The organism is Streptomyces sp. 3214.6 (assembly GCF_900129855.1).
Lineage (GTDB): Bacteria > Actinomycetota > Actinomycetes > Streptomycetales > Streptomycetaceae > Streptomyces > Streptomyces soliscabiei.
The window spans coordinates 3,074,299-3,095,340 of the sequence record NZ_LT670819.1 but is presented as its reverse complement, the minus strand read 5'-3'; the positions used below and the strand labels follow the sequence as shown (position 1 = coordinate 3,095,340).

Below are 21,042 nucleotides of genomic sequence, written 5' to 3'. Positions count from 1 at the left end.
AACTCACCACCACAGAAACGCCGCACCAGGGAGCTGTTTTCCATGAGCGCCGAGACCCCTGCCGACCCCGGTCAGTTCACCCGCCGGAGGCAGCAGTTCCGCGCCTGGCGGGGCACCAGGCCTTTCTGGGCGGGCCTGTTCGTCCTTCTCGCCGGCTTCCCCATCGCCTACTTCCCTTACGCGCACCTTCAGGTGGGCCATCTGACACTGGCGATGTCGACCACCGCGGGCGCCGGGTCGCTGATCATCGGTGTGCTGCTGGGCGTCCTGGGCATCAGTCTGTGGTTTCAGAAGCACGTACAGGTCTTCGCGGGCGTCGCGGCGATCCTGCTCGGCCTGGTCTCCATCCCGGTGTCCAACCTCGGCGGGTTCCTCATCGGCTTCCTGTTCGCGCTGATCGGCGGGGCGATGGCCGTGTCCTGGGCGCCGGGTGCGCCGCCCGCCCCGGCCCAGTCGCCGGAGGCCGTCGCGAACGCCGGAGACGCCCCCGAGGGCGCGTTTCCCGAGAGTTCGGTCCCGGCGGGCGATCTCACCGTGAACCCGTACAGCACGGGCCCGGCCCCCACCGCGGGGCCGTCCTTCACCAAGGACGACGAGGCGACGGGCGAGCCGCACGATCTGCACGAACTGTCACGAACGAGCCCGGCCAACGGGGCGAACGGGAGGCACAGTGCCGGCTGACGAGGTTTCCACCGGGAGCGATGTGGACGCTGCCCGCGTGAGAACCACCGGGCCGCGCCATGCGGCACCCAAGAAGCCGCTGTTCACGAGATTCCACATGCCGGCGGGCAAGGCGATAGCCCTGGCTGCCATGCCGACGGCGGTTCTCATGGGGATGGGCTTCACGCCGACCCTCGCCAACGCCGAGGACCAGCCGGCGTCCAAGAGCCTCACGATCGACGAGTACAAGGACTGCGTGGCGGCCCTGGAGGGCGCGGACGCGTCCGCGTCGCCCTCGCCGTCGCCGTCCGCCTCGGACAGCGCCAGCGAGGACGCAGACGGCTCGAAGGGCGACTCCAAGGACGAGTCCACGGACGGTTCCAAGGACGGCTCGAAGGACACGTCGGGCGACTCGGGCGACAAGGGCGGCTCCTCGTCGTCGGATTCAGGTTCCGGCGACACGGCGGAGCCCTCCCCTTCGGCGTCCTCCTCGCCCGCGAAGTCGGCGACGTCCGGTGACACCGCGACGGCGAGCCCGTCGGCCACCGAGACGAGCAAGAGCGTCCTGGAGACCGTCGGCGACGCCCTCACGGACCTCTTCGACGGCAAGGACGCCGGCTCCACGGCCACGGCGAGCCCGTCCCCGTCGGCCTCCGGATCGGCCTCGGCGGGCGACTCGTCGTCGGGCTCCGGCTCCGGCTCCGGGTCCGGCTCCTCGGGTTCCGGTACGTCGGGCAAGGGCTCCTCCGGCACGTCCAAGGGCACCAAGGACGCCGTCACCGACAAGGTGAAGGACACCGTCAAGGACACCGCCGAAACGGCCGAGGAGACGGCGAAGGACGCCGGGAAGGCCACCGACGACGCCACGGCCTCGCCGAGCCCCTCGCAGAGCGCCACCACGAACGTCGACGACTGCCCCGTCGCCACCGACGACGAGGGCGGCATCGACAACAAGGTCAGGCTGCCCGACGACCCCTGGTACCTGAACGCCAGTTCGCTGCTCCTCAAGGGCGCCGACTACCAGGGCGTCGTCAAGGTGAAGACCGCCAACGGCACCGTCAAGGAGGTGCTGAAGTACGTCATCTCGGGCGGGACGGACATCGGCGACCTGCATCAGACGGTGAACGACAAGCAGTCCGGCCGGACCTACCACGTGCAGGCCGGCAAGGGCACCACGTCGACCATCCGCGACGGCGACACGATCATGTACACGGAGAGCATCTCCGGGAACCTGTTCGGCCTGATCCCGATCACGTTCAGCCCGAAGAGCCCGCCGCCCCTGAACATCCCGCTGATCTACTTCACCAACGTGAAGGTGCAGCAGGCGGGCCAGTTCGGCGGCACGCTGACCGTGCCGGGGCTGCACCAGTACACGACCGCCGGCTGACGGACGACACGAGCACCACACCGGCTGAGCGCCCCCTAGACCCGTCCGGGAGCCGCACAAGCGCTGAGGGCGCCCCCTGTCGCAGGGGGCGCCCTCAGCGTCGTTCACGCTCCTTCACGGGGCTGCCGGGATCAGTCGCGGGAGCCGCCGCCGAGGTGGTGGACGCGCAGCATGTTGGTGGTGCCGGGGACGCCGGGGGGTGAACCGGCCGTGATGATGACGATCTCGCCCGGGTTGAAGCGGTTGATCTTGGCGATCTCCATGTCGACCATGTCGACCATCTCGTCCGTGGTGTTCACGAACGGCACCACGTGCGACTCGACGCCCCAGCTCAGCGCCAGCTGGTTGCGGGTGTTCTCGTCGGTGGTGAAGGCGATGATCGGCTGGGACGCCCGGTACCGGGACAGCCGGCGGGCGGTGTCGCCGGACTGCGTGAAGGCCACCAGACCGCGGCCGCCGAGGAAGTCGGAGATCTCGCAGGCGGCACGGGCGATCGAACCACCCTGCGTCCGCGGCTTCTTGCCCGGCACGAGCGGCTGCAGACCCTTGCTGAGCAGCTCCTGCTCGGCCGCGGTGACGATCTTCGACATCGTCTTCACGGTCTCGATCGGGTACGCGCCCACGCTCGACTCGGCGGACAGCATCACGGCGTCCGCGCCGTCCAGGATCGCGTTGGCCACGTCGGAGGCCTCGGCGCGGGTCGGACGGGAGTTGGTGATCATCGACTCCATCATCTGGGTCGCCACGATCACCGGCTTGGCGTTGCGCCGGCACAGCTCGATGAGGCGCTTCTGCACCATGGGGACCCGCTCCAGCGGGTACTCGACGGCGAGGTCGCCACGCGCGACCATCACACCGTCGAACGCCATCACGACGTCCTCCATGTTCTCCACCGCCTGCGGCTTCTCCACCTTGGCGATGACGGGGACCCGGCGGCCCTCCTCGTCCATGACGCGGTGGACGTCGTTGACGTCCTTGGCGTCCCGGACGAAGGACAGCGCGACCAGGTCGGCGCCCATCCGCAGCGCGAACCGCAGGTCGTCGATGTCCTTCTCGCTCAGCGCGGGCACGTTGACGGCCGCGCCGGGCAGGTTGATGCCCTTGTGGTCGGAGATGACACCGCCCTCGATGACGATCGTCTTGACCCGCTGGCCCTCGACGTCCAGGACCTTCAGCTCGACGTTGCCGTCGTTGATGAGGATCTGGTCGCCGCGCGAGACGTCACCGGGCAGGCCCTTGTACGTCGTGCCGCAGATCGTCTTGTCGCCGGGGACGTCCTCGGTGGTGATGGTGAACTCGTCACCGCGCACCAGCTCGACGGGACCCTCGGCGAAGGTCTCGAGGCGGATCTTCGGGCCCTGCAGGTCGGCGAGGACACCGATGGCCCGGCCGGTCTCCTTGGCGGCGGCCCGGACCCGGTCGTAACGGCCCTGGTGCTCGGCGTGCGTGCCGTGGCTGAAGTTGAAGCGGGCCACGTTCATGCCGGCCTCGATCAGCGACACGAGCATTTCATGGGAGTCGACCGCGGGGCCGAGAGTACAGACGATTTTCGAACGGCGCATGAGGCGATCCTATCGGTTTGTTTCGCAACGGAATATTCCGTCTGGCGGAAGATACAAATGAGAAGGGATGTGCTCAGTTGCCACGCGGCGGAGCCGCATTTCAACGCGGCTGCTCGGTCGCCACGCGGGGAGCCGCATATCAATACCGTTCCACCAGTGCGTAGGTCTGTGTAGCGATCTCCAGTTCCTCGTCCGTGGGCACCACGGCTACCGCCACCCGCGCGCCGGCGGGCGAGATCAGCCGCGGCTCGTCGCCGCGTACGGCGTTCTTCGCGCCGTCCACCGCCAGCCCCAGCGACTGAAGGCCCGCGACGGCCGCCTCCCGCACCGGCGCCGCGTTCTCCCCGACCCCGGCGGTGAACGCGACGGCGTCCACGGTGCCGAGTACCGCGTAATAGGCGCCGATGTACTTCTTCAAGCGGTGAATGTAGATGTCGAAGGCGAGCTTCGCCCGCTCGTCGCCCTCGTCGACCCGCCGCCGGATCTCCCGCATGTCGTTGTCGCCGCACAGCCCGATCAGACCGCTCTTCTTGTTGAGAAGAGTGTCGATATCGTCGATGGACATTCCCCCAACTCGCGCCAAATGGAAGATGACGGCCGGATCGACGTCCCCGGAGCGGGTCCCCATGACGAGGCCCTCGAGCGGGGTGAGCCCCATCGAGGTGTCCACGCACCGGCCCCGCTCGACCGCCGACGCGGACGCCCCGTTGCCCAGGTGCAGCACGATGACGTTCACCTCTTCGGGGGTCTTCCCCAGCAGCTTCGCCGTCGCCCGGGAGACGTACGCGTGGGAGGTCCCGTGGAAGCCGTAGCGGCGCACGCGGTGCGCGTCGGCGGTCTCCACGTCGATCGCGTAGCGGGCCGCGGCCTCCGGCATCGTCGTGTGGAAGGCGGTGTCGAAGACGGCGACCTGGGGCAGGTCCGGCCGCAGCGCCTTCGCGGTGCGGATGCCGGTGAGGTTGGCCGGGTTGTGCAGCGGGGCGACGGGGATCAGCCGCTCGATCTCGGCGAGGACGGCGTCGTCGATCACTGTCGGCTCGGTGAACTGCTTGCCGCCGTGCACCACGCGGTGGCCGATGGCGGCGAGCTCGGGGGAGTCCAGCCCCAGCCCGTCCTTGGCCAGCTCCTCCGCGACGGCCTTCAGCGCGGCGTCGTGGTCGGCGATCGGCCCGCTCCACTCACGGCTCTCGCCGCCGGCCGCCAGCGGCGTGTGCTTCAGCCGGGAGGACTGCTCGCCGATGCGCTCGACGAGCCCGCTCGCCAGCCGGCTGCTGTCGCGCATGTCGAGCAGCTGGTACTTCACCGACGAGGAGCCGGAGTTGAGGACGAGGACTCGAGTAGGAGCCGCCGAGCGAAGCTCGTCGGACAGGGTGGTGGTGGGAGACGGGCGGGCGGAGCTCACTGGGAGGTTGCCTTCTCACTCGATGTCTGGGCCTGGATCGCCGTGATGGCGACGGTGTTGACGATGTCCTGCACGAGGGCGCCCCGCGACAGGTCGTTGACGGGCTTGCGCAGCCCCTGCAGCACCGGCCCGACCGCGATCGCGCCGGCCGAACGCTGCACGGCCTTGTAGGTGTTGTTGCCGGTGTTGAGGTCCGGGAAGATCAACACGCTGGCCTGCCCGGCGACTTCGGACCCCGGCAGCTTGGTCGCCGCGACGGTCGGCTCCACGGCCGCGTCGTACTGGATCGGCCCCTCGATCTTCAGGTCGGAGCGCCGGGCGCGGACCTGCTCCGTCGCCTCCCGCACCTTGTCGACGTCGGCGCCCGAACCCGACGTACCCGTCGAGTACGACAGCATCGCGATCCGCGGCTCCACACCGAACTGCGCGGCGGTCGCGGCCGACTGGATGGCGATGTCGGCGAGCTGCTCGGCGTTCGGGTCGGGGTTCACGGCGCAGTCGCCGTAGACGAGGACCTTGTCGGCGAGGCACATGAAGAAGACCGACGAGACGATGTCGGCGTCCGGCTTGGTCTTGATGATCTCGAAGGCCGGGCGGATGGTCGCGGCCGTGGAGTGCACCGAGCCCGAGACCATGCCGTCGGCGAGACCCTCCTGCACCATCAGCGTGCCGAAGTAGTTCACGTCCGAGACGACGTCGTACGCCAGCTCCACCGTGACGCCCTTGTGGGCGCGGAAACCGGCGTACAGCTCGGCGAAGGAGTCGCGCAGCTCGCTGGTGGCCGGGTCGATCAGCTGGCAGTCGCCGAGGTCGATGCCCAGGTCGGCGGCCTTCTTGCGGATCTGCTCGACGGGCCCGAGGAGCGTGAGATCGCAGACGCCGCGACGCAGCAGCACCTCGGCGGCGTGCAGCACCCGCTCCTCCGTGCCCTCGGGCAGGACGACCCGGCGCTTGTCGGAGCGGGCCTGTTCGAGGAGCTTGTGCTCGAACATCATCGGAGTGAGCCGGTCGGTGCTGGGCGCGGAGACCCGCTTGAGCAGGTCACCGGTGTCGACGTGCCGCTCGAAGAGACCGAGCGCGGTCTCGGCCTTGCGCGGGGTGGCCGCGTTCAGCTTGCCCTCCATCGAGAACAGCTGCTCGGCCGTGGGGAAGCTGTTGCCGGGCACCGAGACGACGGGGGTGCCGGGGGCGAGACGGGCGGCCAGGGTGAGGATCTCGTCGGTCGGGACCTCGCCCAGGGTGAGCACCACCCCGGCTATCGGCGGGGTTCCGGCGCTGTGCGCGGCGAGCGAGCCGATCACCAGGTCGGCCCGGTCGCCCGGGGTGACGACCAGCGCGCCCGGCGTGAGCGCGGCCAGGAACTTCGGCAGCATGGCCCCGCCGAAGACGAAGCCGAGGGCGTCGCGGGCCAGCCCCGAGTCGTCGCCCAGCAGCACCCTCGCGCCCAGGGCGTGACTGATCTGCGCGACGGTCGGCGCGGACAGGGCCGGCTCGTCGGGCAGCACATAGCAGGGGACCGGCAGCCGGTTGGTGAGGTGGGAGGCGATCTCGTCGCGGTCCTCGCGGTCGACCCGGTTGGCGACCATGGCAAGGATGTCGCACCCGAGGCCCTCGTACGCCCGGTAGGCGTTGCGGGTCTCGGCGAGCACGGACTCCGTGGTCTGCCCCCGGCCGCCGACGACCGGCAGCACGGACGCGCCGAACTCGTTGGCGAGGCGTGCGTTGAGGGCGAGTTCGTCGGGGAACTGGGTGTCGGCGTAGTCGGTGCCCAGGACGAGGACGACGTCGTAGTCGCGGGCGACCCGGTGGAACCGGTCGACGAGGGTCGAGACCAGCTCGTCGGCCCCCTGCTCGGCCTGCAGCGCGGACGCCTCGTGATAGTCCATGCCGTAGACGCTCGTCGGGTCCTGCGCCAGCCGGTAGCGGGCGCGCAGCAACTCGAACAGTCGGTCGGGTCCGTCGTGGACGAGAGGCCGGAACACGCCCACCCGGTCGACCTGCCGGGTCAGGAGTTCCATGACCCCCAGCTCGACGACCTGGCGGCCGTCGCCGCGGTCGATACCGGTGACGTACACGCTGCGGGTCACGCGAGCTCTCCGTTTCCTTGCAGTTTCAGGGACACAAAAATCGCCCACCTAGGTGAGCAGATCCCTCTTGACAATACCCCTGGGCGTAGATAAGGCGCCCGTCAAGCGACGGCCCGCTCGGCGGCGTGAAACAATCGAACCTGGCTCCCCGGTACCCACAGCGAGCAGGAGACACAGCACGATGCGCATCGGAGTTCTCACCGCAGGCGGCGACTGCCCCGGCCTCAACGCAGTGATCCGGTCGGTCGTGCACCGCGCCGTCGACAACTACGGCGACGAGGTCATCGGCTTCGAGGACGGCTATGCGGGTCTCCTGGACGGCCGCTACCGCGCCCTCGACCTCAACGCGGTGAGCGGCATCCTGGCCCGCGGCGGCACCATCCTCGGCTCCTCCCGCCTGGAGCGCGACCGGCTGCGCGAGGCCTGCGAGAGCGCCTCCGACATGATCCACGACTTCGGCATCGACGCGCTGATCCCGATCGGCGGCGAGGGCACGCTGACAGCGGCGCGGATGCTGTCGGACGCCGGGCTGCCGGTGGTCGGCGTCCCGAAGACGATCGACAACGACATCTCCTCCACGGACCGCACGTTCGGCTTCGACACGGCGGTCGGCGTCGCCACCGAGGCGATGGACCGCCTGAAGACGACGGCCGAGTCGCACCAGCGGGTGATGGTCGTCGAGGTGATGGGCCGCCACGCGGGCTGGATCGCGCTGGAGTCCGGCATGGCGGCGGGCGCGCACGGCATCTGTCTGCCGGAGCGCCCCTTCGACCCCGCCGACCTGGTGAAGATGGTCGAGGAGCGGTTCGCGCGCGGCAAGAAGTTCGCGGTGATCTGCGTCGCGGAGGGCGCGCACCCGGCCGACGGCACCATGGACTACAGCAAGGGTGCGATCGACCAGTTCGGCCACGAGCGCTTCCAGGGCATCGGCACGGCACTGGCGTACGAGCTGGAGAAGCGGCTCGGCAAGGAGGCCCGCCCGGTCATCCTCGGCCACGTCCAGCGCGGCGGCGTGCCGACGGCCTACGACCGCGTCCTCGCGACCCGCTTCGGCTGGCACGCGGTGGAGGCCGCGCACCGCGGCCAGTTCGGACGGATGACGGCGCTGCGCGGGACGGACGTGGTGATGGTGCCGCTGGCGGAGGCGGTGACCGAGCTGAAAACGGTACCGAAGGACCGGATCGTCGAGGCCGAGTCCGTTTTCTAGACGTTACGGGCGTCCTGCGGGTCCCATGTGCCCTGTGTGTCCCATGTTCCCCGTGATCTTTCCGATGACCGGTCCGTAGTAGGTCCCGCCCTGGAAGGTGATGTGGTCGCCCCCGGAGCCGGAGCCGGAGCCGGAGCCGCGTCGGGGTCCCTCCGTGGTGCCGGGGGTGTCGGACGTGTCCTGTGGTTCGTGCTTGCGCAGGACCGCCGCCGCCACCTCCGCCGCCTGCGCGGCGGCCAGTCGTTGTGACCCGGTGGCGTCGGCCCTGCTCTTCCTCGCGTCGGCGTGGTCGCTGATCCCGCGGATGACCAGGGCACTCACCTGGCCGTTCAGATGGGCCGCGTGTGCTGCGCCCGAGCCCTCCATCTCGATCGCGGCGGCGTCGTTGTAGTGCTCGCGAAGGAACGTGACGATTTCGGCCTCGGCATCGGCCAGGACGACGTCCCCCGAGGCGATCGGCTTGAAGTGCGGCCGTACGTCCGTCATGTCCCGCACGGCCGAACGGGCCGCCTGGACCAGGGCGTTGGACGCGTGCCAGGCCTCGGGGCGGGAGTGGAAGCCCTGGGGGGTCCACTTGCCGCCCTGGATGCCGTAGACCTTGGTGCCGACGAGGACGTCCCCGATGCCGATGTCCTCCTTCAGGCTGCCCGCGATGCCGACGAACAACACGGCCTGCGGACGGAGCCAGTTGATGAGCTGGGTGGTCATCGCGGAGGCGTTGCTCACGCCCTCGCCCAGCTCGGCGAGCGCCACCTGCCAGGACGTGCCGTCCAGGCGGCCGATCTCGACGCGGGTTCCGTCGGGATGGACGTCCTCCCGCCGGTTGGCGATGTGGGCACGCACGGCCGCGTATTCGAGCGCGAGTGCGGTAAGGACCACGACAGTGGGTTTTGTCTCTGACACACCTTTAAGGTACTGCCAGGTTCATCGGGGGAGAGGGTGGTTGCAGTGGCCGAACAGGACGTCGGGGCAGGGCAGTTGCTGCTGGCCGAGTACCAGAGCGTCAAGGACGAGCAGAAGGCGCGGATCGGGTTCCGGGACAACCTGCTGTACGTGACCCTGGCGGTGGTGGCCGCCGTCGTCGCCGCGGCGGCCCAGGCCAAACAGACGTCCATGCTGCTGGCGCTGCCGCCGGTGTGTGTGGTGCTGGGATGGACCTACCTGGTCAACGACGAGAAGATCTCGGCCATCGGACGGTATGTGCGGGGGGAGTTGGGGCCGCGGCTCGAGGAACTGACGGGTACCGAGGCCGCTTTTCGGTGGGAGGTCTATCACCGCAGTGACGCCCGGCGCCCGCTCCGGAAGATCGTGCAGTGCGCGGTCGACCTGCTGGCGTTCTGTGTCGTGCCGTTGGCCGCGCTGATCGTGTACTGGGGTGGGGGGCAGGTCTCGGCGGGACTGCTGGTGCTGTCCCTGGCCGAGGCGGCGGCCGTGGTCGGGCTGGGGGTGTTCGTGGTCCTGTACACGGTTCCGTTCGGGAGCGGCAGCGGCAGCGGCAGCGGTGGTGGTGGTGGCAGTGGTGGTGGTGCGTGAGGGTCGGTCTCACCGCCCCTTCCCGGCACCCCGCACCCATCGGTACACCAGTTCCGGCCTCCCGACCTGCCCGTACAGCGGCTTGCGTTCCGCTCGTCCCGCCTCCACCAGGTGTTCCAGGTACCGCCGGGCGGTGATCCGGGAGATTCCCACCGCCTCGGCGACGCCCGCCGCGGTGAGCCCCTCCTGAGCCTCCCGTATCGCCTCCGTCACCCGCTCCAGGGTCGGTGCGCTCAGGCCCTTCGGGAGCGCGGCGGGCCCGGGTGCGCGCAGGGCGGCCAGGGCGCGGTCGACCTCGTCCTGGCCGCTCGCCTCGCCCGCGGCACCCCGGAACTCGGCATACCGCACCAGCCGGTCCCGCAAGGTTGCGAACGTGAACGGTTTCAGTACGTACTGGACGACCCCCAGGGAGACGCCCTCGCGCACCACCGTCAGGTCCCGCGCCGACGTCACCGCGATCACGTCGGCGTGGTAGCCGGCCGCGCGGAGCGAGCGGGCCAGTTGCAGCCCGTGCGCGTCGGGGAGGTGGAGGTCGAGCAGGAGCAGGTCCACCGGGGTGCGGTCGAGCAGGCGGCGGGCTTCCGCACCCGTGTGCGCCTTCCCGACCGCGACGAAGCCCGGCACCCTCCCGACGTACATGACATGGGCGTCCGCGGCGACCGGATCGTCCTCGACGACCAGTACTCTGATCGGCTCCTCGGCCGTCATCCCCTGCCTCCAGACGTAGACGCCGACCCGGATGCAGGCCCGGATGCCGACCCGGACGCAGGCCCGGATGTCGGCTTCGATGCCGACGCGGAACCTGATGTACCGGACGCGGAGCTCGCCCGCAACGGCAGACTGACGGTGAACTCGGCTCCGCCGCCCTCCGCCTCCGCCACCGACAGCGTCCCGTCGTGCCGGTGCACGGCCTGCCGGACCAGGGCCAGCCCGAGGCCCCGGCCGCCCGGCCCGGCCGGTTTCGTGGAGAAGCCGCGTTCGAAGACCAGGGAGGCGTGCGCGGGATCCACGCCCGTTCCCGTGTCCGTCACCCGGAGCAGCAGCTCGTCGCCCTGCGTGTACGCGGTCACGGTCACCCGCGCCGGCACGCTGCCCTGCGCCGCGTCGACGGCGTTGTCGATGAGGTTGCCCAGGATCGTCACCAGGTCCCGGGCCGGCAGCGACTCGGGGAGCAGTCCGTCGTCCAGGTCGCTGTCCGGTGAGACCACCAGCTCCACGCCCCGCTCGTTGGCCTGGGCCGTCTTGCCCAGCAGCAGGGCCGCCAGGACCGGCTCGCTGACCGCCGCGACCACCTGGTCGGTCAGCGCCTGGGCCAGTTCCAGTTCCGCCGTCGCGAAGTCCACGGCCTCCTCCGCGCGGTCCAGCTCGATCAACGAGACCACCGTGTGCAGGCGGTTCGCCGCCTCGTGGGCCTGTGAGCGCAGCGCCTGAGTGAAGCCCCGCTCGGAGTCCAACTCGCCCATCAGGGACTGGAGTTCGGTCACATCGCGCAGGGTGACGACGGTGCCCCTGCGCTCGCCGCCCGACACCGGGGAGGTGTTCACCACCAGCACCCGGTCCGCCGCCAGATGGACCTCGTCCACCCGGGGTTCCGAGGCGAGCAGCGCGCCCGTCAGCGGGGCCGGCAGGCCGAGGTCCGCCACCGACGTGCCCACCACCTCTCCGGAGACGCCCAGCAGCTCCTGGCCGCCGTCGTTGATCAGCGCCACCCTGTACTGCCCGTCCAGCATCAGCAACCCCTCGCGCACCGCGTGCAACGCGGCCTGGTGGTAGTCGTGCATCCGGCTCAGCTCCGCCGCGTTCATGCCATGGGTGTGCCGACGCAGGGACGCGTTGATGACGTACGTGCCGATCGCGCCGAGGGCGAGCGCGCCGACGGCCACCCCGAACAGGGCCGCCACCTGGTCCTGCACCCGCTTGCTGATCGACTCGACCTTGATGCCCGCGCTGACCAGTCCGATGACCCGGTCGTTGCCGTCCTCGATCGGGGTGACGGCGCGGACGGACGCGCCGAGGGTGCCGGTGTAGGTCTCGGTGAACGTCTCACCCTTCAGCGCCTTGGCCGTGTTGCCGCGGAAGCGCTGGCCGATCTGACTCACGTCCGGGTGGGTCCAGCGGATGCCCTGCGGATTCATGATCGTGACGAAGTCGACCTCCGCGTCCTTCATGACGCGCAGGGCGTAGGGCTGGAGCTCGGCGGTGGGGTTCGGGGTGCTGATGGCCGACCGTACCGAGGGGGAGTCGGCGACCGACCGGGCCACGGCCTTGGCCTGGCGGCCCGCCGCGTCCTCGGCCTGGCTGCGGTCGCTGACGTACGTGAACAGCGCGTATCCCGCGACGAGCACCGCTATCAGCACGGCCTGCATGGCGAAGAGCTGGCCGGCGAGGCTGCGTGGTCTCGGCAGGTCGGGGATGCGCATGTCGTCAGTGTGCCTCCGAGGTTAAGTGTGAACTAAATGAACGGAAGGGTGACCGCGCTCACACGGGCGGGGGATAGTCGCCGCATTCCCCCATAACTCCCCGGACGTGAGCCGCACGCCGGTGATGCCGACGAAGACGTCAAGGAGGGCAGCCGTGGCCGCCAGCAGCACCCCCGATACGGCACCTGCCGCACCCGCGGTCAAGCGGGACCGCACCCACTATCTCTACATCGCGGTGATCGTCGCGGTCGCCATCGGCATCGCCGTGGGTCTCATCGCCCCCGACTTCGCCGTCGAGCTGAAGCCCATCGGCACCGGATTCGTGAACCTGATCAAGATGATGATCCCGCCGATCATCTTCTGCACGATCGTTCTCGGCATCGGATCCGTGCGCAAGGCCGCCAAGGTCGGCAAGGTCGGCGGTATCGCGCTCGGCTACTTCGTGGTCATGTCGCTCGTGGCGCTCAGCATCGGTCTGGTCGTCGGCAACATCCTGGAGCCGGGCACCGGGCTCCACATCACCGACGCCGTGAAGGAGACCGGTCAGGCCCAGGTCTCCGCGGAGGCCAAGGACACCACCGAGTTCCTGCTCGGCATCATCCCCACCACCATGGTCTCCGCGTTCACCCAGCCGGACGTCCTGCAGACCCTGCTCATCGCGCTGCTCTGCGGTTTCGCCCTGCAGGCCATGGGCAAGTCCGGCCAGCCGGTGCTGCGCGGCGTCGAGCACATCCAGCGGCTCGTCTTCCGGGTCCTGTCGATGGTCATGTGGGCCGCCCCGATCGGCGCGTTCGGCGCGATGGCAGCGGTCGTCGGCTCGGCGGGCGTGGACGCGCTCAAGAGCCTCGCCGTCCTGATGCTCGGCTTCTACACCACGTGCTTCCTGTTCGTCTTCATCGTGCTCGGCGCGCTGCTGCGGATCTTCGCGGGCCTGAACATCCTGACGTTCTTCAAGTACCTCGCCCGTGAGTTCCTGCTGATCCTGTCCACCTCCTCCTCCGAGTCGGCGCTGCCGCGGCTCATCGCGAAGATGGAGCACCTGGGCGTCAGCAAGCCCGTCGTCGGCATCACCGTCCCGACCGGCTACTCCTTCAACCTCGACGGCACCATGATCTACATGACCATGGCGTCCCTGTTCATCGCCGACGCCATGGGCACGCCGATGTCGATCGGCGAGCAGATCCCGCTGCTGCTCTTCCTGTTCGTCGCCTCCAAGGGCGCGGCCGGTGTCACCGGCGCCGGCATGGCGACCCTGGCCGGCGGTCTGCAGTCGCACAAGCCCGCCCTGGTGGACGGCATGGGCCTCATCGTCGGCATCGACCGCTTCATGAGCGAGGCCCGCGCCCTCACCAACTTCGCGGGCAACGCCGTCGCCACCGTCCTGGTCGGCACCTGGACCAAGGAGATCGACAAGGAGCGCGTCCAGCTGGTGCTCGCCGGGGGTCTGCCCTTCGACGAGAAGACCCTGCTCGACCACGAGGACGAGGCCGAGGACGACTCCGCGGACCTGCCCGAGCAGCGCGAGGGCGGCGAGAAGGAACTCGCCAAGGCCTGATCCGCTTCAAGGGCCCCCGACTCCGGGTGTCCGGCCCCGCCTGAACCGGGGCCGGACACCCGGGCACCACACCACCCCCGTCCCCACCTTCTCCACCCTCACCACCCCCGTCCCCACCTTCTCCACCCCACCGTCTCCGGGCGGCCGAGCACTCCCCCGTGGCTCGGTCGCCCGGTTTTTTCGTCTGTCCGTCTCACAGCTGAACCGCTCTTGCCTTGACGTCGGCGTCAAGCCGTACGTTCGTAGGCATGCGCATCGGCGAGCTGGCCGCGCGGGCCGGGACCACGACCCGGACGCTGCGGTACTACGAATCCCGGGGGCTGCTGCCCGCCCGGCGGAACGGCAACGGATACCGCACGTACGACGAGGACGACCTGAAGCTGTTGCGGCAGATCAGGACGCTCCAGGACTTCGGGTTCGATCTGGAGGAGACACGGCCCTTCGTGGAGTGTCTGCGGGCCGGGCACCCGGAGGGCGACTCCTGCCCGGCGTCGCTCGCGGTATACCGCCGCAAGCTGGCGGAGCTGGACGAGCTCATCGGGGAGTTGCGGGCGGTGCGGGAGACGGTCGCGGGGCAATTGGTCAGGGCCGAGCAGGCCCGCGACGAACTGGCCGCCGAGGCGCTGGTTCCGGGGGGTCCGGAACCCGGGTGTGAACTGGGAGGGCAGTCACGGTGATCAAAGCCGATGGTGTGGCGGAAGTGACGGACGCGGACTTCGGGTGGGAGGTGCTGGGAGCGGAGTTGCCGGTCCTGGTGGAGTTCACCGCCGACTGGTGTCCGCCGTGCCGGCAGATGGGGCCGGTGCTGAGTGCGATCGCCGCGGAGGAGGGCGAGCGGCTGAAGGTGGTGCAACTGAACGTGGACCTGAACCCGGAGACGACCAACGCCTACAAGGTGCTGTCGATGCCGACGTTCATGGTGTTCCGCGACGGTGAGCCCGTGAAGGCGATGGTGGGGGCCCGGCCCAAGCGGCGGCTGCTGGAGGAGCTGTCCGACGTGCTCTGAGCCCATGCTCCGAGCCCCGTCGCACACCTCGCCGGGTATGTCACCCGATGCAAAAGAAATCCCCCGAGCAATTGCGCTCGGGGGATTTCTTTGCGTATATTCGATGGTTCGCGACTTCAAGAGAATCGGGTCGCAAAGAAGCTCAGTGAGCACAGTATATGCGGGCGGGAGTGGAATTGTCAAACACCGACTTTCCGGATAGTGAATTGCGGCGCGAGCAGGAATTCATCGACCGGGTGTACGCGAGGGTGGACGCCCTGCGCGGCGACACGGAGACCTCCGTCACGGACGCGCTCGCCCAGGGCAACACGCCCCAGCAGGCCCGACTGGAGCGCGACATCCTCGTCGCCGAACGCTCAGGTCTGCTGGCCGCGCTCAACGCGGTGGACGGCTCCCTCTGCTTCGGCCGCATCGACCTCACCTCCGGCATCAGCCACCACATCGGCCGCATCGGCCTGCGTACCGACGACGCCGAGCACACGCCGATCCTCATCGACTGGCGCGCCGATGTCGCCCGCCCCTTCTACCTGGCCACCGGCCACACCCCGCTGGGCCTGCGCCGCCGCCGGCACCTCACCACTTCAGGCCGCCGGGTCACCGCCCTGCACGACGAGATCCTCGACCTCGGCGACCAGGAGCGCACCGGCCACGAGGACCCCACCGGCGACGCCGTGCTGCTCGCCGCGCTGGGCTCCGCCCGCACCGGCCGTATGAACGACATCGTGCAGACCATCCAGGCCGAGCAGGACGAGATCATCCGGGCTCCCCACCGCGGGGTCCTGGTCGTCGAGGGCGGCCCCGGCACCGGCAAGACGGCCGTCGCCCTGCACCGCGCCGCCTACCTCCTCTACGAGCACCGCGAACTGCTCGCCAAGCGGGCCGTCCTGATCGTCGGCCCCAATCCCGCCTTCCTCGGCTACATCGGCGAGGTGCTGCCCTCGCTGGGCGAGACCGGCGTGCTGCTGGCGACGGTCGGCGAACTCTTCCCCGGCGTGAAGGCGACGGCGACCGACACCCCCGAGGCGGCCGCCGTGAAGGGTCGCGCCGACATGGCGGACGTCCTCGCCGCCGTCGTACGCGACCGGCAGGCGCTGCCCGACCCGGTGATCACGATCGAGCACGACCGTGAGGTCCTGATGCTCGACGACGGACTCGTGGGCGTCGCCCGCGAGCGCACCCGCGCCGCACGGCTGCCGCACAACGCGGCCCGCGAGCACTTCGAGGGCTACATCCTCAACACGCTGACGGACATGGTCGCCGAGCGCATCGGCACCGACCCCTACGACGGCTCGAACATGCTGGACGCCGGCGACATCACCCAGATCCGCGAGGAGCTCGCCGACAACCCCGAAGTCTGGTCCGCCATCGACCGGTTGTGGCCGCGCATCACCCCGCGTCGCCTGGTCGCCGACTTCCTCGCCGCCCCCGAGGGGTACGTGAGCGACGAGGACGCGGCCGCGATCCGCCGCCCGGTGACCCGGGCCTGGACGGTCGCGGACGTCCCGCTGCTCGACGAGGCGGCCGAACTCCTCGGCGAGGACGACCGGTGGGCCCGCGTGCGGGCCGACCGGGAGCGCGAGACACAGGTCGCCTACGCCCAGGGCGTCCTCGACGTCTCCTACGCCTCGCGCACCTACGAGTTCGACGACAAGGACGAGGAGGACTCCGAAGTCCTGTCCGCGCACGACATCATCGACGCCGAGCGGTTCGCCGAGCGGCACGAGGAGGACGACCACCGCAGCGCCGCCGAGCGCGCGGCGGCCGACCGGACCTGGGCGTTCGGCCACATCATCGTCGACGAGGCGCAGGAGCTGTCGCCGATGGCCTGGCGGCTGCTGATGCGGCGCAGCCCGACCCGCTCGATGACCCTGGTCGGCGACCCGGCCCAGACGGCCGAGGCGGCCGGTGTCGGCTCCTGGTCGGGGATCCTCGCCCCGTACGTCGAGGACCGCTGGGAGCACACCCGCCTCGGCGTCAACTACCGCACCCCGGCCGAGATCATGGACGTCGCGGCGGCCGTCGTCCGCGCACAGAACCCGGACTTCGAACCGCCGAGCTCGGTCCGTTCCACGGGAGTGAAGCCCTGGGCCCGCGCGAGCGACGACCTGCCGGGCGCGGTCGCCGAGGCCGTGGCCGAGCTGACCCCCGCCGAGGGCCGGCTCGCGGTGATCGCCCCGCGCGCGCTGCACCGACGGCTGGCGGCCCGCCTGGACGGCGTGACGGCGGGCGCGGAACCGGACCTGACCCGCACGGTCGTCCTGCTCGACCCGCGCCAGGCCAAGGGGCTGGAGTTCGACTCGGTGCTCGTCGTAGAGCCCGCCGACTACGGCACCAGCGACCTGTACGTAGCCCTCACCCGAGCCACCCAACGCCTCGGCGTGGTCCACACCAAGGAACTGCCGAAGCCGCTGACGGAAGCGCTGACGTAAGGGTCCGGAACAGTCCCCGGCCCGCCTACGCCGGGCGTAGCCACACCGTCGACAGGGGTGGCAGTGTCAGGCGGATGGCGGCCGGGCGGCCGTGGCGGGCGTGGGGTTCCGGTTTGATCGGGTCGGGGTGGGCGACGCCGCTGCCGCCGTAGCCGGCCGCATCGGTGTTGAGGGTCTCGTGCCAGGCCGGGATGTCGTCGGGGACGCCGAGGCGGTAGTCGTGGCGGACGACGGGGGAGAGGTTGGAGACGGACAGGAGCGGGGAGCCGTCGGCGTCGTAGCGCAGGAAGGCGAAGACGTTGTCCTCGGCGGCGTCCCCGACGATCCACTGGAAACCGGCGGGGTCGGTGTCCTGCTGCCACAGGGCCGGGGTCGTCCGGTAGACGCTGTTCAGGTCGCGGACCAGGTCCCGGACGCCCCGGTGGTCGGCCTCGGCGCCGTAGGCCGGGTCCAGCAGCCACCAGTCGGGGCCGTGCGCCTCGGACCACTCCGCTCCCTGGGCGAACTCCTGCCCCATGAAGAGGAGTTGCTTGCCGGGGTGGGCCCACATGAACGCCAGGTACGCCCGCAGGTTCGCGCGCTGCTGCCACCAGTCGCCGGGCATCTTCGACACCAGGGAGCGCTTGCCGTGCACCACCTCGTCGTGGGAGATGGGCAGCACGTAGTTCTCGCTGTAGGCGTACACCATCGAGAAGGTCATCTCGTGGTGGTGGTAGCGGCGGTGCACCGGCTCGTGGGTCATGTACTCAAGCGAGTCGTGCATCCAGCCCATGTTCCACTTCAGGCCGAAGCCGAGCCCGCCGAAGCCGCTCGGGCCCGGATGGTGTGTGGCCCGCGTGACGCCGTCCCAGGCCGTGGACTCCTCCGCGATCGTGACGACCCCGGGGCTTCGGCGGTAGACCGTCGCGTTCATCTCCTGGAGGAACGCCACCGCGTCCAGGTTCTCCCGCCCGCCGTGCTCGTTCGGCGTCCACTGGCCGGGCTCGCGCGAGTAGTCGAGGTAGAGCATGGAGGCGACGGCGTCCACCCGCAGCCCGTCGATGTGGAACTCCTCGCACCAGTAACTGGCGTTGGCCACCAGGAAGTTGCGCACCTCGCGTCGGCCGAAGTCGAACTCCAGCGTCCCCCAGTCGGGGTGGGCGGCGCGCAGCGGGTCCTCGTGCTCGTAGAGCGGACGGCCGTCGAACTCGGCCAGCGCCCAGTCGTCGCGCGGGAAGTGCGCCGGGACCCAGTCCATCAGGACGCCGATGCCGGCCCGGTGCAGCGCGTCCACCAGGTGCTTGAAGTCGTCCGGCGTGCCGAGCCGGGCCGTGGGCGCGTAGAAGCCGGTGACCTGGTAGCCCCAGGAGCCGCCGAAGGGATGCTCGGCGACCGGCATCAGCTCGACATGCGTGAAACCGAGGTCCTTGACGTAGGCGGGGAGCTGGTCGGCGAGTTGACGGTACGTCAGTCCTGGTCGCCAGGACGGGAGATGGATCTCGTAGACGGAGAAGGGCGCCTTGTGCACGGGTATCTCGGCCCGGCGCGCCAGCCACTCCTCGTCGCCCCACTCGTACGCCGAGGCGTGCACGATCGACGACGTCGCCGGCGGTACCTCGGTGCGCCGGGCCAGCGGGTCGGCGCGCAGGGTGTGCGAGCCGTCCGGGCGGGTGATGTCGAACTTGTACAGCTCGCCCTCGCCGATCCCGGGCACGAACAGCTCCCAGACCCCGGTTCCACCGAGCGAACGCATCGGGTACCCGGTGCCGTCCCAGAAGTTGAAGGTGCCGGCCAGCCGCACGCCGCGCGCGTTCGGCGCCCACACCGAGAAGCTCGTGCCGCGCACGCCCTGGTGAGTCCTCGGGTGCGCGCCGAGCACCGTCCACAGCTGCTCGTGCCGCCCCTCGCCGATCAGGTGCAGGTCCAGCTCGCCCAGCGTGGGCAGGAAACGGTAGGCGTCCTCGGTCTCCACGGTCGTGCCCTCGTACGCCACCAGGAGCCGGTAGGCCGGGACCTCGGTGAGGGGCAGCAGCCCGGAGAAGAAGCCGTCGCCGTCGTCGTGGAGCTCGGCGCGCAGGTCGCCCGCGAGCACCGTGACGGACCGCGCGTACGGGCGCAGCGCCCGGAAGACGATCCCGCCGGGCGCCGGATGCGCGCCGAGCACCGAGTGCGGGGCGTGATGGGCGCCGTGCAGCAGACGTTCGCGGTCGACGGCGTCGAGGGCCGGGGAGAAGGGCGCGACCGGCGGCGCCACGGGAGGCTTCTTCGGCTTCCGCGCGGGGGCTTTCGCGGCAGGCACCGCCTTCTCCTTCCCGTGGGCCTCCTTCCCCAGGGCCTCCTTCCCCAGGGCCTTCTTGCTCGCCGCCTTCTTCGCCACCGCCTTCTTGGTCACTGCTTTCTGCGCGGCGGACTTCTTCTTCGGGGGAGTCACGTACGGAGCCTCCTCAAGGCAGGTCGGGTGCGGCGAGGCGGTGTATCGCGGACAGCGGTACGGGGAGCCAGTCGGGCCGGTGCCGGGCCTCGTAGACGACCTCGTAGACGGCCTTGTCCGTCTCGTAGGCCCGCAGCAGCACGGGGTCGGTGCGCGGGTCGGCGCCCGCCACCTCGGCGTACCCGGAGCAGTAGGCCGCCCGGCAGGCGTGCGCCCAGCCCGGGGTGGGCGGGTCGGCCGAGTGGGCCGCGTAGTCGAAGGAGCGCAGCATGCCCGCCACGTCCCGCACCGTCGGCTGCGGCATGCGCCGCTCGGCCAGCGGCCGGGCCGGCTCCCCCTCGAAGTCGATCAGCGTCCACTCCCCGGAGCCCGCGCGCAGGCACTGCCCGAGGTGCAGGTCGCCGTGGACGCGCTGGGCGGTCCAGGTGTGGCCCTCGGCCGCGAGACCGGCCAGCGCCGTGAAGGCGGTGCGCAGTGCGGGCGCGTACGGGCGCAGGGCGGGCACGGCCTGCGCGGCCGCGTCGAGGCGGACGGCCATGCCGTCGGCCATCGGCTGTATCTGTGCGTGGCCGAGCGTCGCCGTGGGCAGGGCCCGGGCCAGCGCCCCGTGCACCTCGGCGGTGGCCCGCCCCAGCGCCCGCGCCTCCGCGGCGAAGTCCTCGCCCTTGGCCAGCTCCCGCAGCGCCAGCTCCCAGCCGTCCGCCGCGCCCTGCACATACGGCTGGAGCACGGCCAGCACGTAGGGCTCGTCGTCGAGGTGCGCCTCCATCCAGGCCGTCGGCGCGGGCACCCGGGGGCAGCCCTCGCGGGCCAGCGCCAGCGGCAGTTCCAGGTCCGGGTTGACGCCCGGCACCACCCGGCGCAAAAGCTTCAGGATGAACGTATCGCCATAGACGATCGACGAATTCGACTGCTCGCCCGTCAATCGGCGCGGGACCAGCCCCGACCGGATCTCCTGCCCGGGTTCCCGCTCGCAGCGCAGCGCCCCGATCCGCGCCCGGGTGCGCAAGGCCTCCAGGAGCACCTCGGCGGGCCGGGTGTCGTACAGGGCGTCGAACACGGTCCGTCCGGCCAGTGGCCCCTGCGTCACGTGTCCGATCAGCGCGGGCGCCAGCCGGGGCGGCAGAGCCTCGCGTACGCCGATGAGCAGCTGGTAGCAGTCGCCGGGCCCGGCGCCCTGCTCGGCGCGCACCAGCAGGTGGTAGAGGCCCAGCCGGGTGCCGACCGGGAGCAGCTCGGTGGCCGCCACCAGCGAGAACCCGGTGACCGGACGCCCCTTGCCGGCGAACCAGCGCTGGCGGGGCAGCCACTCCCGCAGCAGGGGGTCCAGTGACGCGAGGAGGCCGGGACTCGTCTTGCCGGAGAGTGTGACCGTTTCCGCCAT

General features: G+C 70.5%; 16 protein-coding genes. 8 read left to right on the top strand and 8 right to left on the bottom strand.

Annotated features, from left to right (window positions below):
* Window positions 1-42: 42 nt before the first annotated feature.
* Together B5557_RS13710 and B5557_RS13705 are read left to right on the top strand one after the other, a co-directional pair.
* Window positions 43-681, top strand: a complete 639-nt coding sequence (locus B5557_RS13710) for a DUF6114 domain-containing protein (RefSeq protein WP_079659448.1) — start codon at window positions 43-45, stop codon at window positions 679-681.
* Window positions 671-2,047, top strand: a complete 1,377-nt coding sequence (locus B5557_RS13705) for a hypothetical protein (RefSeq protein ID WP_079659446.1) — start codon at window positions 671-673, stop codon at window positions 2,045-2,047. Before B5557_RS13710 ends, B5557_RS13705 begins: the two co-directional genes overlap by 11 nt.
* A 131-nt stretch (window positions 2,048-2,178) precedes the next feature.
* Here the strand turns inward: B5557_RS13705 and pyk are convergent, their stop codons facing one another.
* The 3 genes from pyk to pta form a co-directional block, all read right to left on the bottom strand.
* Window positions 2,179-3,609 (bottom strand): pyruvate kinase, encoded by a 1,431-nt coding sequence (gene pyk, locus B5557_RS13700; protein ID WP_079659445.1) that lies wholly within the window; start codon window positions 3,607-3,609, stop codon window positions 2,179-2,181.
* Window positions 3,610-3,748: 139 nt separating this feature from the next.
* On the bottom strand, window positions 3,749-4,978 hold the full coding sequence (locus B5557_RS13695; RefSeq protein WP_079664760.1) for an acetate kinase: 1,230 nt from the start codon (window positions 4,976-4,978) through the stop codon (window positions 3,749-3,751).
* 29 nt (window positions 4,979-5,007) lie between these two features.
* Window positions 5,008-7,098 carry a phosphate acetyltransferase gene (gene pta / locus B5557_RS13690; RefSeq protein ID WP_079659443.1) on the bottom strand — a complete coding sequence of 697 codons (2,091 nt, stop codon included), beginning with the start codon at window positions 7,096-7,098 and terminating at the stop codon, window positions 5,008-5,010.
* A gap of 181 nt (window positions 7,099-7,279) precedes the next feature.
* Between pta and B5557_RS13685 the strand changes: the two genes are divergently transcribed.
* On the top strand, window positions 7,280-8,305 hold the full coding sequence (locus B5557_RS13685; protein WP_079659442.1) for an ATP-dependent 6-phosphofructokinase: 1,026 nt from the start codon (window positions 7,280-7,282) through the stop codon (window positions 8,303-8,305).
* A 3-nt stretch (window positions 8,306-8,308) separates the two neighbouring features.
* On the opposite strand, the gene B5557_RS13680 is transcribed toward B5557_RS13685, so the two are convergent.
* Window positions 8,309-9,208, bottom strand: coding sequence for a 5'-methylthioadenosine/S-adenosylhomocysteine nucleosidase (locus B5557_RS13680; RefSeq protein WP_079659440.1), 900 nt, complete (start codon window positions 9,206-9,208; stop codon window positions 8,309-8,311).
* A gap of 45 nt (window positions 9,209-9,253) precedes the next feature.
* Between B5557_RS13680 and B5557_RS13675 the strand changes: the two genes are divergently transcribed.
* Window positions 9,254-9,838 carry a hypothetical protein gene (locus B5557_RS13675; protein WP_079659439.1) on the top strand — a complete coding sequence of 195 codons (585 nt, stop codon included), beginning with the start codon at window positions 9,254-9,256 and terminating at the stop codon, window positions 9,836-9,838.
* 9 nt (window positions 9,839-9,847) lie between these two features.
* Here the strand turns inward: B5557_RS13675 and B5557_RS13670 are convergent, their stop codons facing one another.
* Window positions 9,848-10,546 (bottom strand): response regulator, encoded by a 699-nt coding sequence (locus B5557_RS13670; protein ID WP_079659437.1) that lies wholly within the window; start codon window positions 10,544-10,546, stop codon window positions 9,848-9,850.
* Window positions 10,543-12,258 carry a sensor histidine kinase gene (locus tag B5557_RS13665; RefSeq protein ID WP_079659434.1) on the bottom strand — a complete coding sequence of 572 codons (1,716 nt, stop codon included), beginning with the start codon at window positions 12,256-12,258 and terminating at the stop codon, window positions 10,543-10,545. Before B5557_RS13665 ends, B5557_RS13670 begins: the two co-directional genes overlap by 4 nt.
* Before the next feature lie 124 nt (window positions 12,259-12,382).
* Between B5557_RS13665 and B5557_RS13660 the strand changes: the two genes are divergently transcribed.
* From B5557_RS13660 to B5557_RS13645, 4 genes are all read left to right on the top strand, one after another.
* On the top strand, window positions 12,383-13,813 hold the full coding sequence (locus tag B5557_RS13660; RefSeq protein WP_079664759.1) for a cation:dicarboxylate symporter family transporter: 1,431 nt from the start codon (window positions 12,383-12,385) through the stop codon (window positions 13,811-13,813).
* Between the two features lie 248 nt (window positions 13,814-14,061).
* Entirely contained in the window at window positions 14,062-14,490 is a 429-nt protein-coding gene (locus B5557_RS13655; protein ID WP_079659433.1) for a MerR family transcriptional regulator, read from the top strand.
* Window positions 14,487-14,819, top strand: a complete 333-nt coding sequence (locus B5557_RS13650) for a thioredoxin family protein (RefSeq protein ID WP_079659431.1) — start codon at window positions 14,487-14,489, stop codon at window positions 14,817-14,819. Before B5557_RS13655 ends, B5557_RS13650 begins: the two co-directional genes overlap by 4 nt.
* Before the next feature lie 158 nt (window positions 14,820-14,977).
* Window positions 14,978-17,248, top strand: a complete 2,271-nt coding sequence (locus tag B5557_RS13645) for a HelD family protein (protein ID WP_079659429.1) — start codon at window positions 14,978-14,980, stop codon at window positions 17,246-17,248.
* Between the two features lie 25 nt (window positions 17,249-17,273).
* On the opposite strand, the gene glgB is transcribed toward B5557_RS13645, so the two are convergent.
* Together glgB and B5557_RS13635 are read right to left on the bottom strand one after the other, a co-directional pair.
* Window positions 17,274-19,658: a 1,4-alpha-glucan branching enzyme gene (gene glgB, locus B5557_RS13640; protein ID WP_079659426.1), complete on the bottom strand. Its 2,385-nt coding sequence runs from the start codon at window positions 19,656-19,658 to the stop codon at window positions 17,274-17,276.
* A gap of 13 nt (window positions 19,659-19,671) precedes the next feature.
* On the bottom strand, window positions 19,672-21,042 hold the full coding sequence (locus B5557_RS13635; RefSeq protein ID WP_079659425.1) for a maltokinase N-terminal cap-like domain-containing protein: 1,371 nt from the start codon (window positions 21,040-21,042) through the stop codon (window positions 19,672-19,674).

Bases quoted from the DNA above. Each gene is read 5' to 3' on its own strand.
- B5557_RS13710 (WP_079659448.1), top strand. From the start codon at position 43: ATGAGCGCCGAGACCCCTGCCGACCCCGGTCAGTTCACCCGCCGGAGG.
- pyk (WP_079659445.1), bottom strand. From the start codon at position 3,609: ATGCGCCGTTCGAAAATCGTCTGTACTCTCGGCCCCGCGGTCGACTCC.
- B5557_RS13685 (WP_079659442.1), top strand. From the start codon at position 7,280: ATGCGCATCGGAGTTCTCACCGCAGGCGGCGACTGCCCCGGCCTCAAC.
- B5557_RS13670 (WP_079659437.1), bottom strand. From the start codon at position 10,546: ATGACGGCCGAGGAGCCGATCAGAGTACTGGTCGTCGAGGACGATCCG.
- B5557_RS13665 (WP_079659434.1), bottom strand. From the start codon at position 12,258: ATGCGCATCCCCGACCTGCCGAGACCACGCAGCCTCGCCGGCCAGCTC.
- B5557_RS13660 (WP_079664759.1), top strand. From the start codon at position 12,383: ATGCCGACGAAGACGTCAAGGAGGGCAGCCGTGGCCGCCAGCAGCACC.
- B5557_RS13655 (WP_079659433.1), top strand. From the start codon at position 14,062: ATGCGCATCGGCGAGCTGGCCGCGCGGGCCGGGACCACGACCCGGACG.
- B5557_RS13645 (WP_079659429.1), top strand. From the start codon at position 14,978: ATGCGGGCGGGAGTGGAATTGTCAAACACCGACTTTCCGGATAGTGAA.
- B5557_RS13635 (WP_079659425.1), bottom strand. From the start codon at position 21,042: ATGGCGGAAACGGTCACACTCTCCGGCAAGACGAGTCCCGGCCTCCTC.